This is a genomic window from Rhodanobacter sp. FW106-PBR-R2A-1-15, assembly GCF_058789735.1.
Genome location: NZ_JBYTEM010000019.1, coordinates 1 through 13,718 on the forward strand (window position 1 = coordinate 1; position 13,718 = coordinate 13,718).

The 13,718-nt window shown below is 68.0% G+C and carries 14 protein-coding genes; 1 reads left to right on the forward strand and 13 read right to left on the reverse strand.

Translation table 11 applies throughout. The features are described from left to right. Positions 1–367: 367 nt before the first annotated feature. The 9 genes from fabV to AC3WTD_RS10930 form a co-directional block, all read right to left on the reverse strand. The gene (fabV, locus tag AC3WTD_RS10890; RefSeq protein ID WP_492613809.1) at positions 368–1,570 is read right to left on the reverse strand and encodes an enoyl-ACP reductase FabV; all 1,203 of its coding nucleotides are present in this window, start codon (positions 1,568–1,570) and stop codon (positions 368–370) included. A gap of 576 nt (positions 1,571–2,146) precedes the next feature. Beyond that, positions 2,147–2,350, reverse strand: a complete 204-nt coding sequence (locus tag AC3WTD_RS10895) for a cold-shock protein (protein ID WP_008434829.1) — start codon at positions 2,348–2,350, stop codon at positions 2,147–2,149. Positions 2,351–2,508: 158 nt separating this feature from the next. Next, positions 2,509–3,270: an S-methyl-5'-thioinosine phosphorylase gene (locus AC3WTD_RS10900; protein WP_027491530.1), complete on the reverse strand. Its 762-nt coding sequence runs from the start codon at positions 3,268–3,270 to the stop codon at positions 2,509–2,511. A 206-nt stretch (positions 3,271–3,476) separates the two neighbouring features. After that, on the reverse strand, positions 3,477–4,028 hold the full coding sequence (locus tag AC3WTD_RS10905) for a hypoxanthine-guanine phosphoribosyltransferase (protein WP_027491529.1): 552 nt from the start codon (positions 4,026–4,028) through the stop codon (positions 3,477–3,479). Continuing rightward, positions 4,025–5,041, reverse strand: a complete 1,017-nt coding sequence (gene nagZ / locus AC3WTD_RS10910) for a beta-N-acetylhexosaminidase (RefSeq protein WP_492613810.1) — start codon at positions 5,039–5,041, stop codon at positions 4,025–4,027. Before nagZ ends, AC3WTD_RS10905 begins: the two co-directional genes overlap by 4 nt. Beyond that, positions 5,035–5,556, reverse strand: a complete 522-nt coding sequence (locus tag AC3WTD_RS10915; RefSeq protein WP_492613811.1) for a CYTH domain-containing protein — start codon at positions 5,554–5,556, stop codon at positions 5,035–5,037. Before AC3WTD_RS10915 ends, nagZ begins: the two co-directional genes overlap by 7 nt. A gap of 200 nt (positions 5,557–5,756) precedes the next feature. Beyond that, the gene (gene rlmD, locus AC3WTD_RS10920) at positions 5,757–7,094 is read right to left on the reverse strand and encodes a 23S rRNA (uracil(1939)-C(5))-methyltransferase RlmD (protein WP_492613812.1); all 1,338 of its coding nucleotides are present in this window, start codon (positions 7,092–7,094) and stop codon (positions 5,757–5,759) included. A 157-nt stretch (positions 7,095–7,251) separates the two neighbouring features. Beyond that, positions 7,252–7,857, reverse strand: coding sequence for a YdbL family probable chaperone protein (locus AC3WTD_RS10925; RefSeq protein ID WP_492613813.1), 606 nt, complete (start codon positions 7,855–7,857; stop codon positions 7,252–7,254). Between the two features lie 51 nt (positions 7,858–7,908). After that, positions 7,909–9,930, reverse strand: coding sequence for a translocation/assembly module TamB domain-containing protein (locus tag AC3WTD_RS10930; protein WP_492613814.1), 2,022 nt, complete (start codon positions 9,928–9,930; stop codon positions 7,909–7,911). 45 nt (positions 9,931–9,975) lie between these two features. Between AC3WTD_RS10930 and AC3WTD_RS10935 the strand changes: the two genes are divergently transcribed. Next, entirely contained in the window at positions 9,976–10,713 is a 738-nt protein-coding gene (locus AC3WTD_RS10935) for a response regulator (protein WP_492613815.1), read from the forward strand. Positions 10,714–10,787: 74 nt separating this feature from the next. Here AC3WTD_RS10935 and recO read toward each other — a convergent pair whose 3' ends face one another. From recO to AC3WTD_RS10955, 4 genes are all read right to left on the reverse strand, one after another. After that, entirely contained in the window at positions 10,788–11,513 is a 726-nt protein-coding gene (recO, locus tag AC3WTD_RS10940) for a DNA repair protein RecO (RefSeq protein ID WP_492613816.1), read from the reverse strand. A 102-nt stretch (positions 11,514–11,615) separates the two neighbouring features. Continuing rightward, positions 11,616–12,548 (reverse strand): GTPase Era, encoded by a 933-nt coding sequence (era, locus tag AC3WTD_RS10945; protein WP_492613817.1) that lies wholly within the window; start codon positions 12,546–12,548, stop codon positions 11,616–11,618. A gap of 81 nt (positions 12,549–12,629) precedes the next feature. Next, positions 12,630–13,289: a ribonuclease III gene (gene rnc / locus AC3WTD_RS10950; RefSeq protein ID WP_027492352.1), complete on the reverse strand. Its 660-nt coding sequence runs from the start codon at positions 13,287–13,289 to the stop codon at positions 12,630–12,632. A gap of 3 nt (positions 13,290–13,292) precedes the next feature. Beyond that, entirely contained in the window at positions 13,293–13,676 is a 384-nt protein-coding gene (locus tag AC3WTD_RS10955; RefSeq protein ID WP_008434816.1) for a DUF4845 domain-containing protein, read from the reverse strand. Between the last annotated feature and the right edge of the window lie 42 nt (positions 13,677–13,718).

Consider the following 13,718-nt stretch of genomic DNA (forward strand, 5'->3'; position numbering starts at 1 on the left):
GCTGAAAATGGCTTGCCAGAAGGGCTTTACGCAAGTCTTTGGCGCCGTGGGTGCTCACACGATTCCGCGATGAGCCACAAAAAGAAGCCCCGCGATGCGGGGCTTCTCCTGTGTACTGCCTTGTCGGGCGCGAAAGGTGATCAGGCGGCCGCCGGATCGTAAGTGAACCTGACCCCGTTTTGGTTTTGAGCCCTCGCCAAAAAATGCAAGACGCTTATTGACACGAAAGGGTGGCAGCTCGTTCAGATGAACGGGCCACCAATCGGGAGAGCCCGGCACTACAAATTGCCACGACCCTGTCCCCTTCATACCAATTAGGGACGAAGAAGCTACTGAAGTCACTAGACCTCAGTGGCTTCCAGCCTCCTCACCCCTCCAAACAATCAAACCGCCGGTCCGCCTCCACCTCGGCGTCGTAGTCCACGTCGTCGCGGTCGAAGCCGAACAGCTTCAGGAACTCGTGCTTGTAGCCGGCGTAGTCGGTGATTTCGCGCAGGTTTTCGGTGGTGACGGTGGGCCACAGGGTCTTGCAGGGTTCCTGCACGTCGGCACGCAGTTCCCAGTCGTCCAGGCGGATGCGGCCTTCGTCGTCGGTGAGTGCGGCGGCGCCGTCGGCGCGGTAGAGGCGGTCGTGGAACAGGCGGTTGGCCTGCTCGATCGGGTTTTCGTGGATGCCCTTCTCCTTCATGATCTTGAAGGCGATGGAGACGTACAGCGGGATCACCGGGATGGCGGCGCTGGCCTGGGTGACCACCGACTTCATCACGCCGACGTAGGCCTCGAGGTCGGGGTGGCGGCTGCGCAGTTGCTTCGCCGTGTCGTCCAGGTGCTGCTTGGCCTGGCCGAGGGTGCCGTGCCAGTACATCGGCCAGGTGATCTCGGTGCCGATGTAGCTGTAGGCGATGGTCTTGGCGTGTTCGGCGAGCACGCCGGCCTGGCTCAGCGCGTCGATCCATAGCGCCCAGTCCTCGCCGCCCATCACGGTGACGGTGTCCTTGATCTCCTGCTCGGTGGCCGGCTCCACGGTGGCCTCGATCACCATGTCCTTGTTGGTGTCGACCGAGGTGTTGTGGAACGGTTCGCCGATGGTCTTGAGCGCCGAGCGCACCACTTCGCCGGTGTCGGGCAGCTTGCGCACCGGCGAGGCCAGCGAATAGACCACCAGGTCGATCGGGCCGCCCATCTCGTTCTTGATGATCTCGATGGCCTTGGCGCGGGTTTCATGGGCGAACGCGTCGCCGTTGATCGACTTGCTGTACAGGCCGGCGGCCTTGGCGGCCTTGTCGAACGCCGCGGCGTTGTACCAGCCGGCGGTGCCGGTCTTGTCGTGGCTGCTGGGCTTCTCGAAGAACACACCGAGCGTGGCGGCGCCGTAGCCGAACGCGGCGGTGATGCGCGAGGCCAGGCCGTAGCCGGTGGAGGCGCCGATCACCAGCACGCGCTTGGGGCCCTTGCTTCTGGCATGGCCGGCGGCCTCGGTGATCGCGATCTGGTCGAGCACGTTGCGCTCGCAACCGACCGGATGGGCGGTGACGCAGATGAAACCGCGGACTTTGGGCTTAATGATCACTCGATGGCTCCTGCTGTATTCGGATGCGGATGGGCAGTTCGTCATATTAACCAAGCAGGGCCGCCATGCGCTGCCGTAGGGAATCGCCCGCGGCTCGGCTCCCTGGTAGGAGCCCGCTGGCGGGCGATGCTTTTGCTCTTGCGAATCCCGAATCCCGAATCCCGAATCCCGGCTTTCAAAGCATCGCCCGCCAGCGGGCTCCTACATGGTGGTGCACAGGGCGGCCGGGGCGCGGACCTGTGCGACATCGCTGCGCAGTTCGCCGGCTTGTCGGCGAGCAGCGTCCGGCGATGCCGCATGCCGGATGGAAGTCGATGCTTGGCGGAGGCATGGAACTTGTGCGCGCCGGTGGCGGCAGCCAGCGCCGCGATGTTCTGTGCGGTGACGCCGGCGGGGCACCACCGCCCAGGCGCCCGTTCGCCTGCGCCACCAGCTCGCGGATCAATGCGGAGGCCTCGATGGCGCTGGCCTGCGCCCAGGGTCAGCACGCGCTCGCAGCTGAACGTGATCCGGAAAAAAGAAACCCCGCACGGGATGCGGGGCTTCGTTCGTGCTTTACAACGCTAGCCTGGAAGATCAGGCGGCTTCGACTGCCGATGCCTGGGCGCCCTTCGGGCCCTGGGTCACTTCGAACTGCACGCGCTGGCCTTCTTGTAGGCTGCGGAAGCCCTTGGAGTTGATGGCCGAAAAATGGACGAACACGTCCTCCCCGCCATCCTCAGGCGCGATGAAACCGAAACCCTTGGCGTCGTTGAACCATTTGACCGTACCGAAACGCATTGCGTGAACCTCTGGATCCATGGATTGGGTGTGCCAGGATCTGCACTGAACCCTAGTCTCCCCCTGAGGTTCGCCGCCCTGGCCGGGGGAAAGTATCAATATGTGAAGGCCGAGCGCAATACGAAAATACCCGCCATTGCATGAATTCGCTGCAGCGCTCAGTTTTTCAGCATGGCGGCGAGGATGCGCGGCACCTCGGCGGTAGCCGCCGCCAGGTGCGCGAAGATCTCCTCGATGCTGATTTCCGCCTCGTCGCCGCAGCCGGCGGCGAAGTTGGCGACCAGCGCCAGGCAGGCATACTCCAGCCCCAGCTCGCGCGCCAGTACGGCCTCCGGCATGCCGGTCATGCCGACCAGGTCGCAGCCGTCGCGCTTCATGCGGGCGATCTCCGCGCGGGTTTCCAGCCGCGGCCCCTGGGTGGCGCCATAGCAGCCGCCGCCGACCACCTCGACGTTCGCCGCCCGCGCCGCCGCCAGCAGTTGCAGGCGCAGCGCCTCGGTGTACGGCTCGCTGAAATCGATGTGCCTCACTTCGGCGCCCTCGACATCGCAATAGCTGGTGGTGCGGCCGTGGGTGTAGTCGATCAACTGGTCGGGCACCACGATCACCCGCGGCCCCATGTCGCCGCGGATGCCGCCCACCGCGTTCACGCCGACCACCCGCCGCGCGCCCAGACTGTGCAGCGCCCACAGGTTGGCGCGGTAATTCACCCGGTGCGGCGGCAACGTGTGGCTTTCGCCGTGGCGGGCCAGGAAGGCCAGGCGCTTGTCGGCGAAATCGCCGAGCACGACGTCGCCCGACGCCGCGCCGTAGGGCGTGTCCACCGCCTTCCGCGTGGTGTTTTCCAGGCCCGGAAATTTGTACAGGCCGCTGCCGCCGATGACGGCCAGGTCGATGGAGGCGTGGTCAAGGTGAGGCATCGTGGTGATCCATGTTCGGGTGAAGTCAACGGGAATGCCGGCTTTGCCCCCTCCCTTGCGCAGCAGGGGAGGGCTGGGGTGGGGTCGCTCTTGATCTTCAAGACAAAGAACAAGAGCTTTACCCCCTCACCTGAAGGACTCCCTTCGGTCGCCAACCTCCCCCTGCGAGCAGGGGGAGGAGTAAATGCAGGCCCCTATTCTCCGCTCTAGTCTTTCAACGCGTAGATCCCCGGCAGGTTGCGGCCCTGCTCGTAGTAGTCCATGCCGTAGCCGAACACGTAGCGGTCCGGCAGCTCGACGCCGTTGAAATCCGACGCGATGCCTTCGACCAGGCGGTCGTGGCGCTTGGTGCACAGGCTGACGATCAGCACCTTGTTCGCCCCACGCCGGTAGCAGTCGTCGCGCACCGCCTTCAGCGTGTGGCCTTCGTCGAGGATGTCGTCGACCAGCAGCACCGTGCGGCCGGCCAGCGGCACCGCCGGCTCGCGCAGCCAGTGCAGCTCGCTGCCGCTGGTGGCGCCGCGGTAGCGGGTGGCGTGCACGTAGTCGAACTCCAGGTCGGTGCGGATCGCCAGCGCGAGCTGGCCGGCGAAGATCAGCGCGCCGTTCATCACGGTGAGGAACACCGCGCGCTCGCCGTCCAGTGCGGTGTCGATGCGCCGACCCATGTCGGCGATCACGCTTTCCAGTGTGGCGCGATCGTGCAGCAGTTCGGCCTGCGCCAGGGCGTCGGCCAGCGAAGGGGTCGGAGTGTTCATGCGGTTCCTTGATCGGCGTGCAGTGCCGTGATGCGCGCGACGAAGCGGTCGCGCTGCGGGTTGTCCAGCAGGCCGGCCCAGCTGGAACCCAGCGCGCCGCGCAGGGCAGCCAGTGACGGCGACATTGGCGGAGTGTCGGCCGGCAGCGCGGCAATCGCCTCCTCCACCACCTCGGGGAAGCAGGCCAGTACCAGATCGCAGCCGGCATCCAGGTGCGCGCGCACACGCTCGCCCACGCTGCCGGCGGCGCCGGCGGCCGCCATGCTGATGTCGTCGCTGACCACGGCGCCGGTGAAACCCAGCTCGCCGCGCAGGATGTCGCCGATCCAGATGCGCGAATAACCGGCCGCGCGGCTGTCCACCGCCGGGTAGATGACGTGCGCCATCATCACCGCATCGACCCGCGCCTCGATGCATTCGGCGAACGGCAGCAGGTCATCACGCCGGATCGCGTCCAGGCTGCGCGGGTCGATCGCCTGCGCCTTGTGCGTGTCGGCGGCGACCGAACCGTGGCCCGGGAAGTGCTTGAGCACCGCCGCCATGCCGCCAAGGTGCATGCCGCGCACATAGGCCTGGGCGAGTTCGGAGGTCACCACCGGGTCGGCGTGGAACGCGCGCAGGCCGATCACCGCGTTGCCGCGGGCCAGGTCCACCACCGGCGCGAAACTGAAATCGACGCCGCTGGCGCGCAGCTCGCTGGCCATCACCCAGGCATGTTCTTCCGCCAGGCGCACCGCTTCCCCGGGATCGCGGTCGTATACCGCGCCGATCGCCGCCAGCGGCGGTAGCCGGGTGAAGCCGTCGCGGAAGCGCTGCACCGGGCCGCCTTCCTGATCGACCGCGATCAGCTGGTCCTCGCCGCCGGCCTCGCGGATCGCCTCGCACAGCGCGATCAGCTGTTCGCGCGAGGCGTAGTTGCGCGCGAACAGCAGCACGCCGGCCACGCTGGGCGCGGCCAGCCAGCGCTGCTCGTGCTCGGCCAGTTGCAGCCCGGCCACGCCGATCATCAGCATGCAGCACCCTCCACGACGCGTTCCGCCGGCGACCATTGCCGGTACGGGTGCGCGATCAGGTTGACGTTGTAGTAGCGCACCAGCGTGCTCACCTCGCTGCCCAGCCACGGCGGCCGCGGAAACGGCGCATCGACCGCCGGCAGTTCGACCTCGGCGACGACCAGGCCCGCGTTGTCGCCGGCGAATTCGTCGATCTCGAACAACGTGCCGTCGAAGCGCAGGTAGTGGCGGGTCTTCTCCAGCACGCCATCGCACAAGGTGGCCAGCATGGCCTTCGCCTCGTCGAGCGGAATCGGGTACTCGAACTCGGCCCGCGCGATACCAGGCGTGGCGGCCTTGACGTTGAGCCAGGCCCGCTCGCCGGCAAGGCGCACGCGCACCGAGGCATGCGCCAGCCCCGCGCGCAATGCCTGCGCGCCCACCAGGTAGCCCTGCGCGATCGGCTCGCTGCGCTCGACGCCGGCGCGCCAGCCGTCGCCGTTCAACAGGAATTTTCGTTCGATCTCTATCGCCATGATTTTGGTCGACGCCCTGCAGTTCGCATAGCTCCGGTTGTTCTGGTCATCCTGGCGAAAGCCGGGATCCGCTGGCCCTGCCAGACGCAAGACGCTGGATTCCAGCTTGACCGGCCCTTCGGCCGTTGAAAAGCGCCTCGCTGGAATGACGGCTTGTCTGGACGTTCCAACCGACACGGTCACCTTTCTTCCATACATGGCTACCGCTCGAACAGCGCTATCGACTCGACGTGCGAAGTGTGCGGAAACATGTCCATCACCCCGGCCGCGGCCAGCCTGAAGCCGTGCCGCTCGACCAGGATGCCGGCGTCGCGCGCCAGCGAGGCGGGATGGCAGGAGATATAGACGATGCGGCGGGTCTGCTTGTGCGGCAGGTAGTCCAGCAGCTTGTCCGCGCCGGCGCGTGGCGGATCGAGCAGCAGCTTGTCCCAGGGCTGCTTCGCCCAGTCGGCGGCGCGCTGGTCCTCGAACAGGTTGGCCACGTGGAAGCACGCGTTGGCGATGCCGTTGCGCGCGGCGTTCTGCGCGGCGCGCTCGACCAGGCCATGCTCGCCTTCCACGCCGACAACTTCGGCCACGCGGTGGGCGATCGGCAGGGTGAAGTTGCCGAGGCCGCAGAACAGGTCCAGTACGCGGTCGGTGGGCTGCGGATCGAGCAGTTCCATGGCGCGCGCCATCATCAGCTGGTTCATGCCGGCGTTGACCTGCACGAAGTCGAGCGGCTGGAATTCCAGCTCGACGTCGGCGTAGCGTGCGTCGCCGCTGGCGATGCGGAAGGCCAGCCGCGGGTGTTCCGGCCACAGCGGATGCACACTGCTGGTGCCACCCGGCTGCAGGTAGATCGCGAAACCGTGCTGCTGGCCGAACGCGGTCAGCGCGGCCAGGTCGTGTTCGCTCAGCGGCTGCATGTGGCGGAACACCAGCGCCATCAAATCGTCGCCGGCAGCGAACTCGATCTGCGGAATGTCGTTGACCGCGTCCATCGTGCCGAGCAGCTCGGCGAGCAGGCCGACCTTGGGACCGAGCGCCGGGTGCATCACCTCGCACTGCTGGATCTCGGTGACGAAGCGCGGGTTCTGCTCCTCGCGAAAACCGACCAGCACGCGGCCCTTCTTCGCCACGTTGCGCACCGACAGCCGGCCCTTGCGCCGGTAGCCCCACGGCTCGGCGGTGAGCGGCGGCAACCATGACGCGGGAGCGACCTTGCCGATGCGCTCGAAGTTTTCCGCCAGCACGCGTTGCTTGGCCTCGATCTGCGCGGCGGCGTCCAGGTGCTGCAGCGAGCAGCCGCTGCACTCGGCAAAGTGGCGGCAACGCGGCTCGACCCGGTGCGGCGAGGCCACGAGGACCTCGACCACCTCCGCCTCGTCGAAGTGGCGATGGCGCTTGCGCAGCTTCGCCGTCACTTGCTCGCCGAGCAGCGCACCGCTGACGAACACCGTCTTGCCGTCGATGCGGGCCACGCCGCGGCCGTCATGTGCGAGGGCGGTGATATGGGCTTCGAAAGGCGTGGAGGGCGCGGAGTTGGATCGGGACATGAGGCGCAAACAGGAGGATTGGTCGCCGATTATCCCAGATCGGGCCGATGGGCGCCCTGCAGAAGCGCACCCTGTCCACAGGGGAATTCCTTCGGTCGTGCGCGATGCTCTTCGTCACCTGACGAAAGGCATCGCGCACAAGGTGCGCTCCTTACATTTATTTCTTCTGCCAGGCGCCGGAGGCGTCTTGGTAATACCAGCCGGCGCGCGCCTTCTCGATCCAGCTCTTGGCGAAGGTGGCGCGGATCTGCGCCTCCCACTCCGGATGGTTGTTGGCGTTGGCGATCTCACGGTACAGCGCGGTGCGGTCGCGGTTCTCGTCGGCCACGGTGGTATTCGCCTGCGCGCGCTGGCTCAGCGGCACCTTGGCGGCGTCGCGCATGGCCACCATGCCGTCGCGGGTGAAGCCCACCGCGCCGCTGTCGAGCAAGTCGCCCAGCGGGCCCTGGAAGCGGCCCTGCATGCGGCCGCGGATCGCCTCGGTGGCGGCGGTCTGGATGCGGATGTCCGGCGTCTCGGCGGCGTGCGCGGCCGGCAGCAGCAAGTCGAGCAGCATCGCCGATGGCTGCGCGCCGCCGTCCTTCGCCGTCGGCTTCGGCATCTTCGGCGCCGGCGCGGCGGGCGTCGCCTGATTCAGCACGTTGCCGATGAACTGGTCGGCGGCCTTCTGCGCCGCCGCCTCGGGGAAGTACACGTTGATGGTGACGCAACCGACCAGCGCCACGGCCAGCGAAGTCAGGACGACGTAAACGAGCTTGCGCATGACCAACTCCTGTGGTTGAAAGGGTGGGAAGCGCCGCCACCCGCACTTCGTTCAGCGGATCTGCGGCGCTTCACCGTGGATGGCATCCTGCAGGCGCCGTACCAGGGTCGGCCAGTCGACCTGGGTCTGGTGTCCGACCACCTGCAACCGCGGCAGGCCGCTGCCTTCGACGATAGTGTAGCCGTCGTCGGTGGCTTCCAGACCGCTCATCTTGCACAGCGTGCCCTGCAGCGTGCAGTTGAGGCCAATGCGCTTGTAGCCGAAGCTCTTGAACAGCTTCAGCACGGCGCCCTGCAGGCCGGCGGCGATGCCGCCGCCACCGACGCTGGTGAGGTTGTTCACCGCGCGCTGGCTGATCCGGCCACCCGTGCCCGCCAGCAGGCTGGCCTTGAACGCGACCGGGCTCCAGTTGACCAGGCGCAGGTCCTCGATCGACCCGTCCAGCGGGCCGGTGATGCTGCCGAAATCGAACACGCTGGTGATCGCGGCCAGGTCCAGTTGCTTCAGCGTGATGTCGCCGGTCAGCACCGGGGTGGCGCCAAACGGCTGCTGCAGCGAGAGCGCGGTGACGTCGATGAAACCGCCGAACACGCTGGCCGACAGGCCGCCGGCCAGTTCGAAACGGTCGTCGACCCAGCGCAGCGATGGAATCGCCCCGGCGAGCGTGCCGGGAAACGCCGGCCAGCCCATCGCCCGGCTGAACGCGGCCATATCGATGCCGGTCAGCGCCAGCGAGGCCGCCAGCCGCTGCCCTTCGGCCGCCGCCGGGCGCCAGTCCAGTTGGCCGATCCGCAGCTGCCCCTCAAGCACCGGCACCAGCAAGGGCTGCTGCAGGCCGAGCGTACCGCCGCGGCTTTGCCAGCGCGATTGCGCGGCGCCGTGGGTCAGGCGATGGAACTGCAGGCTGCGCCAGCCCAGGGTGGTGGCCGGCCGCTCGCCATCGCTCGCCCAATCCAGCCCGCCCTGCAAGCCCTCGACCGCCAACCGGCCATCCGCGTCGGCCAGGTTCAGCCCCTCGGTGGTGAACGCGAAGGCATGCGGGCCGTCTGCGCGCAGGTCCAGGCTGCCGCTCAGCTGGCCGGCGATGCGCATGTCGCGCAGCCCCAGCGTGCTCAGCCAGGCCTCGCCATAACGCTGGTAGGCCGCCGGAAAAGTCGCGCGCAGGTGGTCCAGCCGCAGGCTCCTCAGCGCGCCTTTCGCGTCGAAGGCCAGCGCACCGTCGAGCTGCAACGCGTCGGTATCGTTCAATCGCAGGTGGCTCAGTTCAAAGGTGCCGCTCTGCGCACTCGCGTGCAGCGCCAGTTGGACCGGATGATCCGGCAGCCTCGCGTAGATCGGCCCCAGCAGCAGCTCGCCACGGCGCAGGGTGGAGTCCAGTTCGATCCGCGCCGGGCCGGCGGTGGTGTCCAGACTGAAGCGCCCGTTGCCGTCCAGCCCCTGCCCGGCCAAGGTGCCGCCGGGGGTATCGAAACCCAGCTTGGCCACGCTGAATTGTCCGGACGACTGCAGCCCGGGATCGCGCAGGTCCAGCGCCAGTTCGGCATCCAGCCGGCCGCCGGTGGGGCGCCCCGACCACACCGTGCCCAGCAGGCCCTGCAGCCAGCCGGCGGGAAGATTGTCCAGGCTGATCTGCGCATGCGTGGGCCGGTCCAGCGGCAGCGCGGTACTGGCATGCGCCTTGCCCTGGGTGATGTCGACCAGCAGAGTGTTGGCCGCCTCGCTGAGCAGGATGTTGACGCGGGCGTCGCTGAGCGCCCCGCCCGGCGCGCCGGCCAGGCGCACGTTGCCGTCGAGGCTCCAGCGCAAGCGGGCATCACGCTGCAGGTTGCCGTCGAGGTTCAGGCCCAGCCGCCGCCAGCCCATCGCCGGCACATCCGCCTGCTCGGCGCTCAATCGCAGCCGCAAGCCTCCGGCAGCCTCCTCGTCGAGGCGCAGGCTTACCCCCTGCAGGCGCACCCCCGGCACGCTGATCGACTTCGCCGTCAGCAGTACCTGCGCCTGCGCAGGCAGCATCCAGCCGATCCCCAGCAGCAGGCAGCAGCACAGCAGCAAGTGGCTTGAAGTCGGGCGCATGTCGGGCCATTCTGCCAAATCAAGATGAACGATATGGATTTCGTCATGAGCAGCTCCCTCGTCAATACCGATTCCGAGCCCACCCCTGCCAGCCGCGCGCGGGTACTGGTGGCCGACGACGACCCCGGCAGCTGCCGTTTCCTGTGCGACGGGCTGGACGTGATGGGTGCCTACACGGAGGCCTGCCTGGACGGCACGACAGCCTTGCAACGGGCGCGCGCCGAGCCGTTCGACCTGCTGCTGCTGGATTGCCGCATGCCCGGCGCCGGCGCGCTGCAGATCCTGACCGCGCTGCGCGAGGACGAGCGGGCCCGCTCGGCGGAAAGCATTGCGGTGGCCACCACGGCCGAGCTGGAACCGGGCGCGCGGCAGTCGCTGCTCGACGCCGGCTTCAGCCAGATCCTGCTGAAACCGTGTGGTCTGGCCGCATTGCAGGAGGTGCTGGCCCTGGTGCAGCCGGAACGCCAGGCCGCCGGCATGCTGGACGACCAGGCCGCCCTGACCGCCACCGGCGACGCCACCACCATGCGCGCCCTGCGCCTGCTGCTGCGCGAGGAACTCGCCCTGCTGCACCAGGAGCTCGATGCGCTGAGCCGCAACCCTGCCGGCTTCGGCGAGCGCCTGCACCGGCTGCGCTCCTCCTGCGGCTTCTGCGGTGCGGCCGCGCTGTCCACGCAGACCGTGCTGCTGCAGCGGCAATTGCTGCAGCGTGGCGTCGCGCCGATCGCGCTGGCGCGCTTCCGCCGCGCCCTGCTGGCGACGTTGCAGGCGCTGGACAACTAGGAGCGTAGGCGGCAGAAATCTTCCGGGCTGCAAAAGCGTCTGCTTCGCCTCGAAGGCTTCTGCCGCCCACGCTCCTAGCCGGACGGCGCCTTGCGCCCGGAGACCGCCGTCGCCAGCACCCGCCAGGCGCGCAGCTCGCTCCCGCCCAGGTGGAAGCGGATCACTTCCCGCATCAGGTCGCGCAAGGTTTTCAAGCCATGGGCGTCGGGCATGCTGTCTTGCCCGAGCGCCAGCAGGTCGCTGCCGCGCAGCGCGCGCGGCGTGCTGGCGACGCAACGCACGGCGCCCTGCTCGACCTGATAGCGGTAGCACACCGACGGCTCCAGCGGCTCGCCGGATTCCGCGTCGTGCAGCAGCTGCAGGCCGTAGCCGATCGCCTCCAGCAGGTCGCGCTCGAAGCGGCGCAGGCTCCAGGCCAGCGATTCGCCAGCGGCCAGCCGTGCCAGCGTGCGCGCATAGGCATCGAACAAGCGCGGGTACGGGTCCTGCCGGCCGGTCAGGCGCACCACCAGTTCGTTGAGATACAGCCCGGCTAGGCCGGCGTCGCCCGGCAGGCGCGTCGGCGTACCCACCGTCTCGACCGCGGTCAGCGTGGCCAGCTCGCCGCGCAGCAGCAGATCCATCGCCAGCGGCTGGAACGGCTCCAGTTGCGCCCGCCGCAGGCGCGAGCGCTCGCCACGCACGCCGCGCGCCACCACGCCGAGCCGACCATGCTCGCGGGTCAGGCACTCCAGCAGCAGCGACGTCTCGCGGTAGGCACGCGCATGCAGGACGTAGGCGGGTTGCTGTTCGAGGCGCATGGAGTAAAAGCCGGGATTCGGGATTGGGGATACGGGATTCGCAAGAGCGTGCAGGCTTCGAGGCTTTTACGAATCCCGTATCCCCAATCCCGAATTCCGGCCCTAATCGGTATAGCCGAACTTCTTCAGCATGTTCTCGTCGTCGACCCAGCCTTCGCGCACCTTCACCCACAGCTTCAGGAACACCTTGCGCTCGAACATGCGCTCCATGTGGCGCCGCGCGTTCGTGCCGATCGCCTTGAGCTGGGCGCCACCGTTGCCGATCACGATCGCCTTCTGGCCGTCGCGCTCGACCCAGATCACCGCATGGATCTCGGCGATGCCGTCGGGGCGGTCGCTGAACTGCTCGATCTCCACCGTGGTGGCGTACGGCAGCTCCTGGTCGAGCCGCAGCATCAGCTGCTCGCGCACCATCTCGGCGGCGAGGAAGCGCTCGCTGCGGTCGGTGATCTCGTCCTCGCCGAATACCGGCGGGCGCACCGGCAGGCGCTGCAGGATCGCCCGCTCCAGCTCCTTCATGCCCTTGCGCTTGAGCGCGCTGAGGTAGTGGATCTCGTCGTAGCTGTGTTCCGCCGCCAGCCCGGCGACGAACGGCAGCATCGCCGACTTGTCCTTGCTGAGGTCGACCTTGTTGATCGCCAGCAGGCGCGGCGTCGGCTGCTCGACCAGGGCGGCGTACAGCGCCTCGTCCTCGTCGGTCCAGCGGCCGGCTTCGATCACCTGCACCACCAGGTCGACGTCGCTGATCGCCGAGCGCGCGGCGCGGTTCAGGCTGCGGTTCATCGCGCGCTTGGCGCCGCGGTGCAGCCCGGGCGTATCGACGTACATGATCTGCCCGGCCTCGCTGGTGCTGATGCCGAGGATGCGGTGGCGGGTGGTCTGCGGCCGCGGGCTGGTGATCGACAGGCGAAAGCCGATCAGCGCGTTGAGCAAGGTGGACTTGCCCACGTTCGGCCGCCCGGCCAGCGCCACCAGGCCGCAACGGAAGTTCTCGTGCGGCAGCGTGCCGCCGGCGGGGTCCAGTTCGTGGTTCATGGCGCGGGTTGCTCAGGTCGGGTGGCAAGTGTAGTGCTTCGCCGGAGGCGGCACGCGGCGCGGCGGGCGGAAGCAGCGAGGTCAGGCGTCGCGCTGCTGTTCCAGCAGCCGGTTCAACACGGTCTCGGCTGCGTCCTGCTCCGCGGCACGGCGGCTGCCGCCATGCGCTTCGGCGATGAACGCCAGCGGTTCGCCGATGCTGCAGCTGACGTCGAAGGTCTTGGCGTGGTCCTCGCCATGGCTGGCGACCAGTTCGTACTGCGGTAACGGCAGGCCCTTGGCCTGCAGCCATTCCTGCAGCCGCGTCTTGGCGTCCTTGGAGGAGCGGCGCAGGGCGACGATGCGTTCGGCGAACAGCCCGCGCACGAACTCGCGGCAGGCGTCGAAGCCGCCGTCCTGGTAGACCGCGGCGACCATCGCCTCGAACGCGTCGGCGAGGATCGAATCGCGCCGGAAGCCGCCGCTCTTCAATTCGCCGGGGCCGAGTTTCAGCCCGTCGCCCAACGCCAGTTCGCGTGCCACCACAGCCAGCGCCTGGCCGTTGACCAGTTGCGCCCGCAACCGCGACAGCTCGCCTTCGCTGGCCTTGGGGTGGGCTTCGTACAGCATCTCGGCGACGATCGCGCCGAGCAGCGCATCGCCGAGGAACTCCAGCCGCTCGTTGTTCGGCCTGCCGACGCTGCGGTGGGTCAGCGCCAGCTGCGCCAGCGTCGGGTCGCGAAAACGGTAGTTCGGTTCCAAAAGTTACTCGCCTACGTTGCCCTGCAGCGGCACGCTCTTCTCGAAGTGCAGCAGGAAGTCGATGTTGTACATGAACGGAATCTGCTTGTCGTAGGCCACGCGCAGCTGATTGGCGCCGCCGCTGTTGCGCACGATGGTGATGTTCGCCGGCTTGATGGTGGCGTCGTCCACATACTGGAAGCCCATCTTGAACATCAGGCCACGGCGGATGTCGTCCAGCGACCTGCCGTTGGTGCCCTCGGTGGCGACCTGGTTCATCGCCTTCACCACGCCCATGTACTCCGAATACGACGGCAGCAGCTTCATGCCCATGTAGGCCAGAAAGCCCACGATGGCCATGACCATCAGGAACCCGACCAGGGTGATGCCCGACTGCTTCGATTTCATAGTCCCCTCGCTATGCCGCCTGCTCGGCGTGCCTGTGTGTGT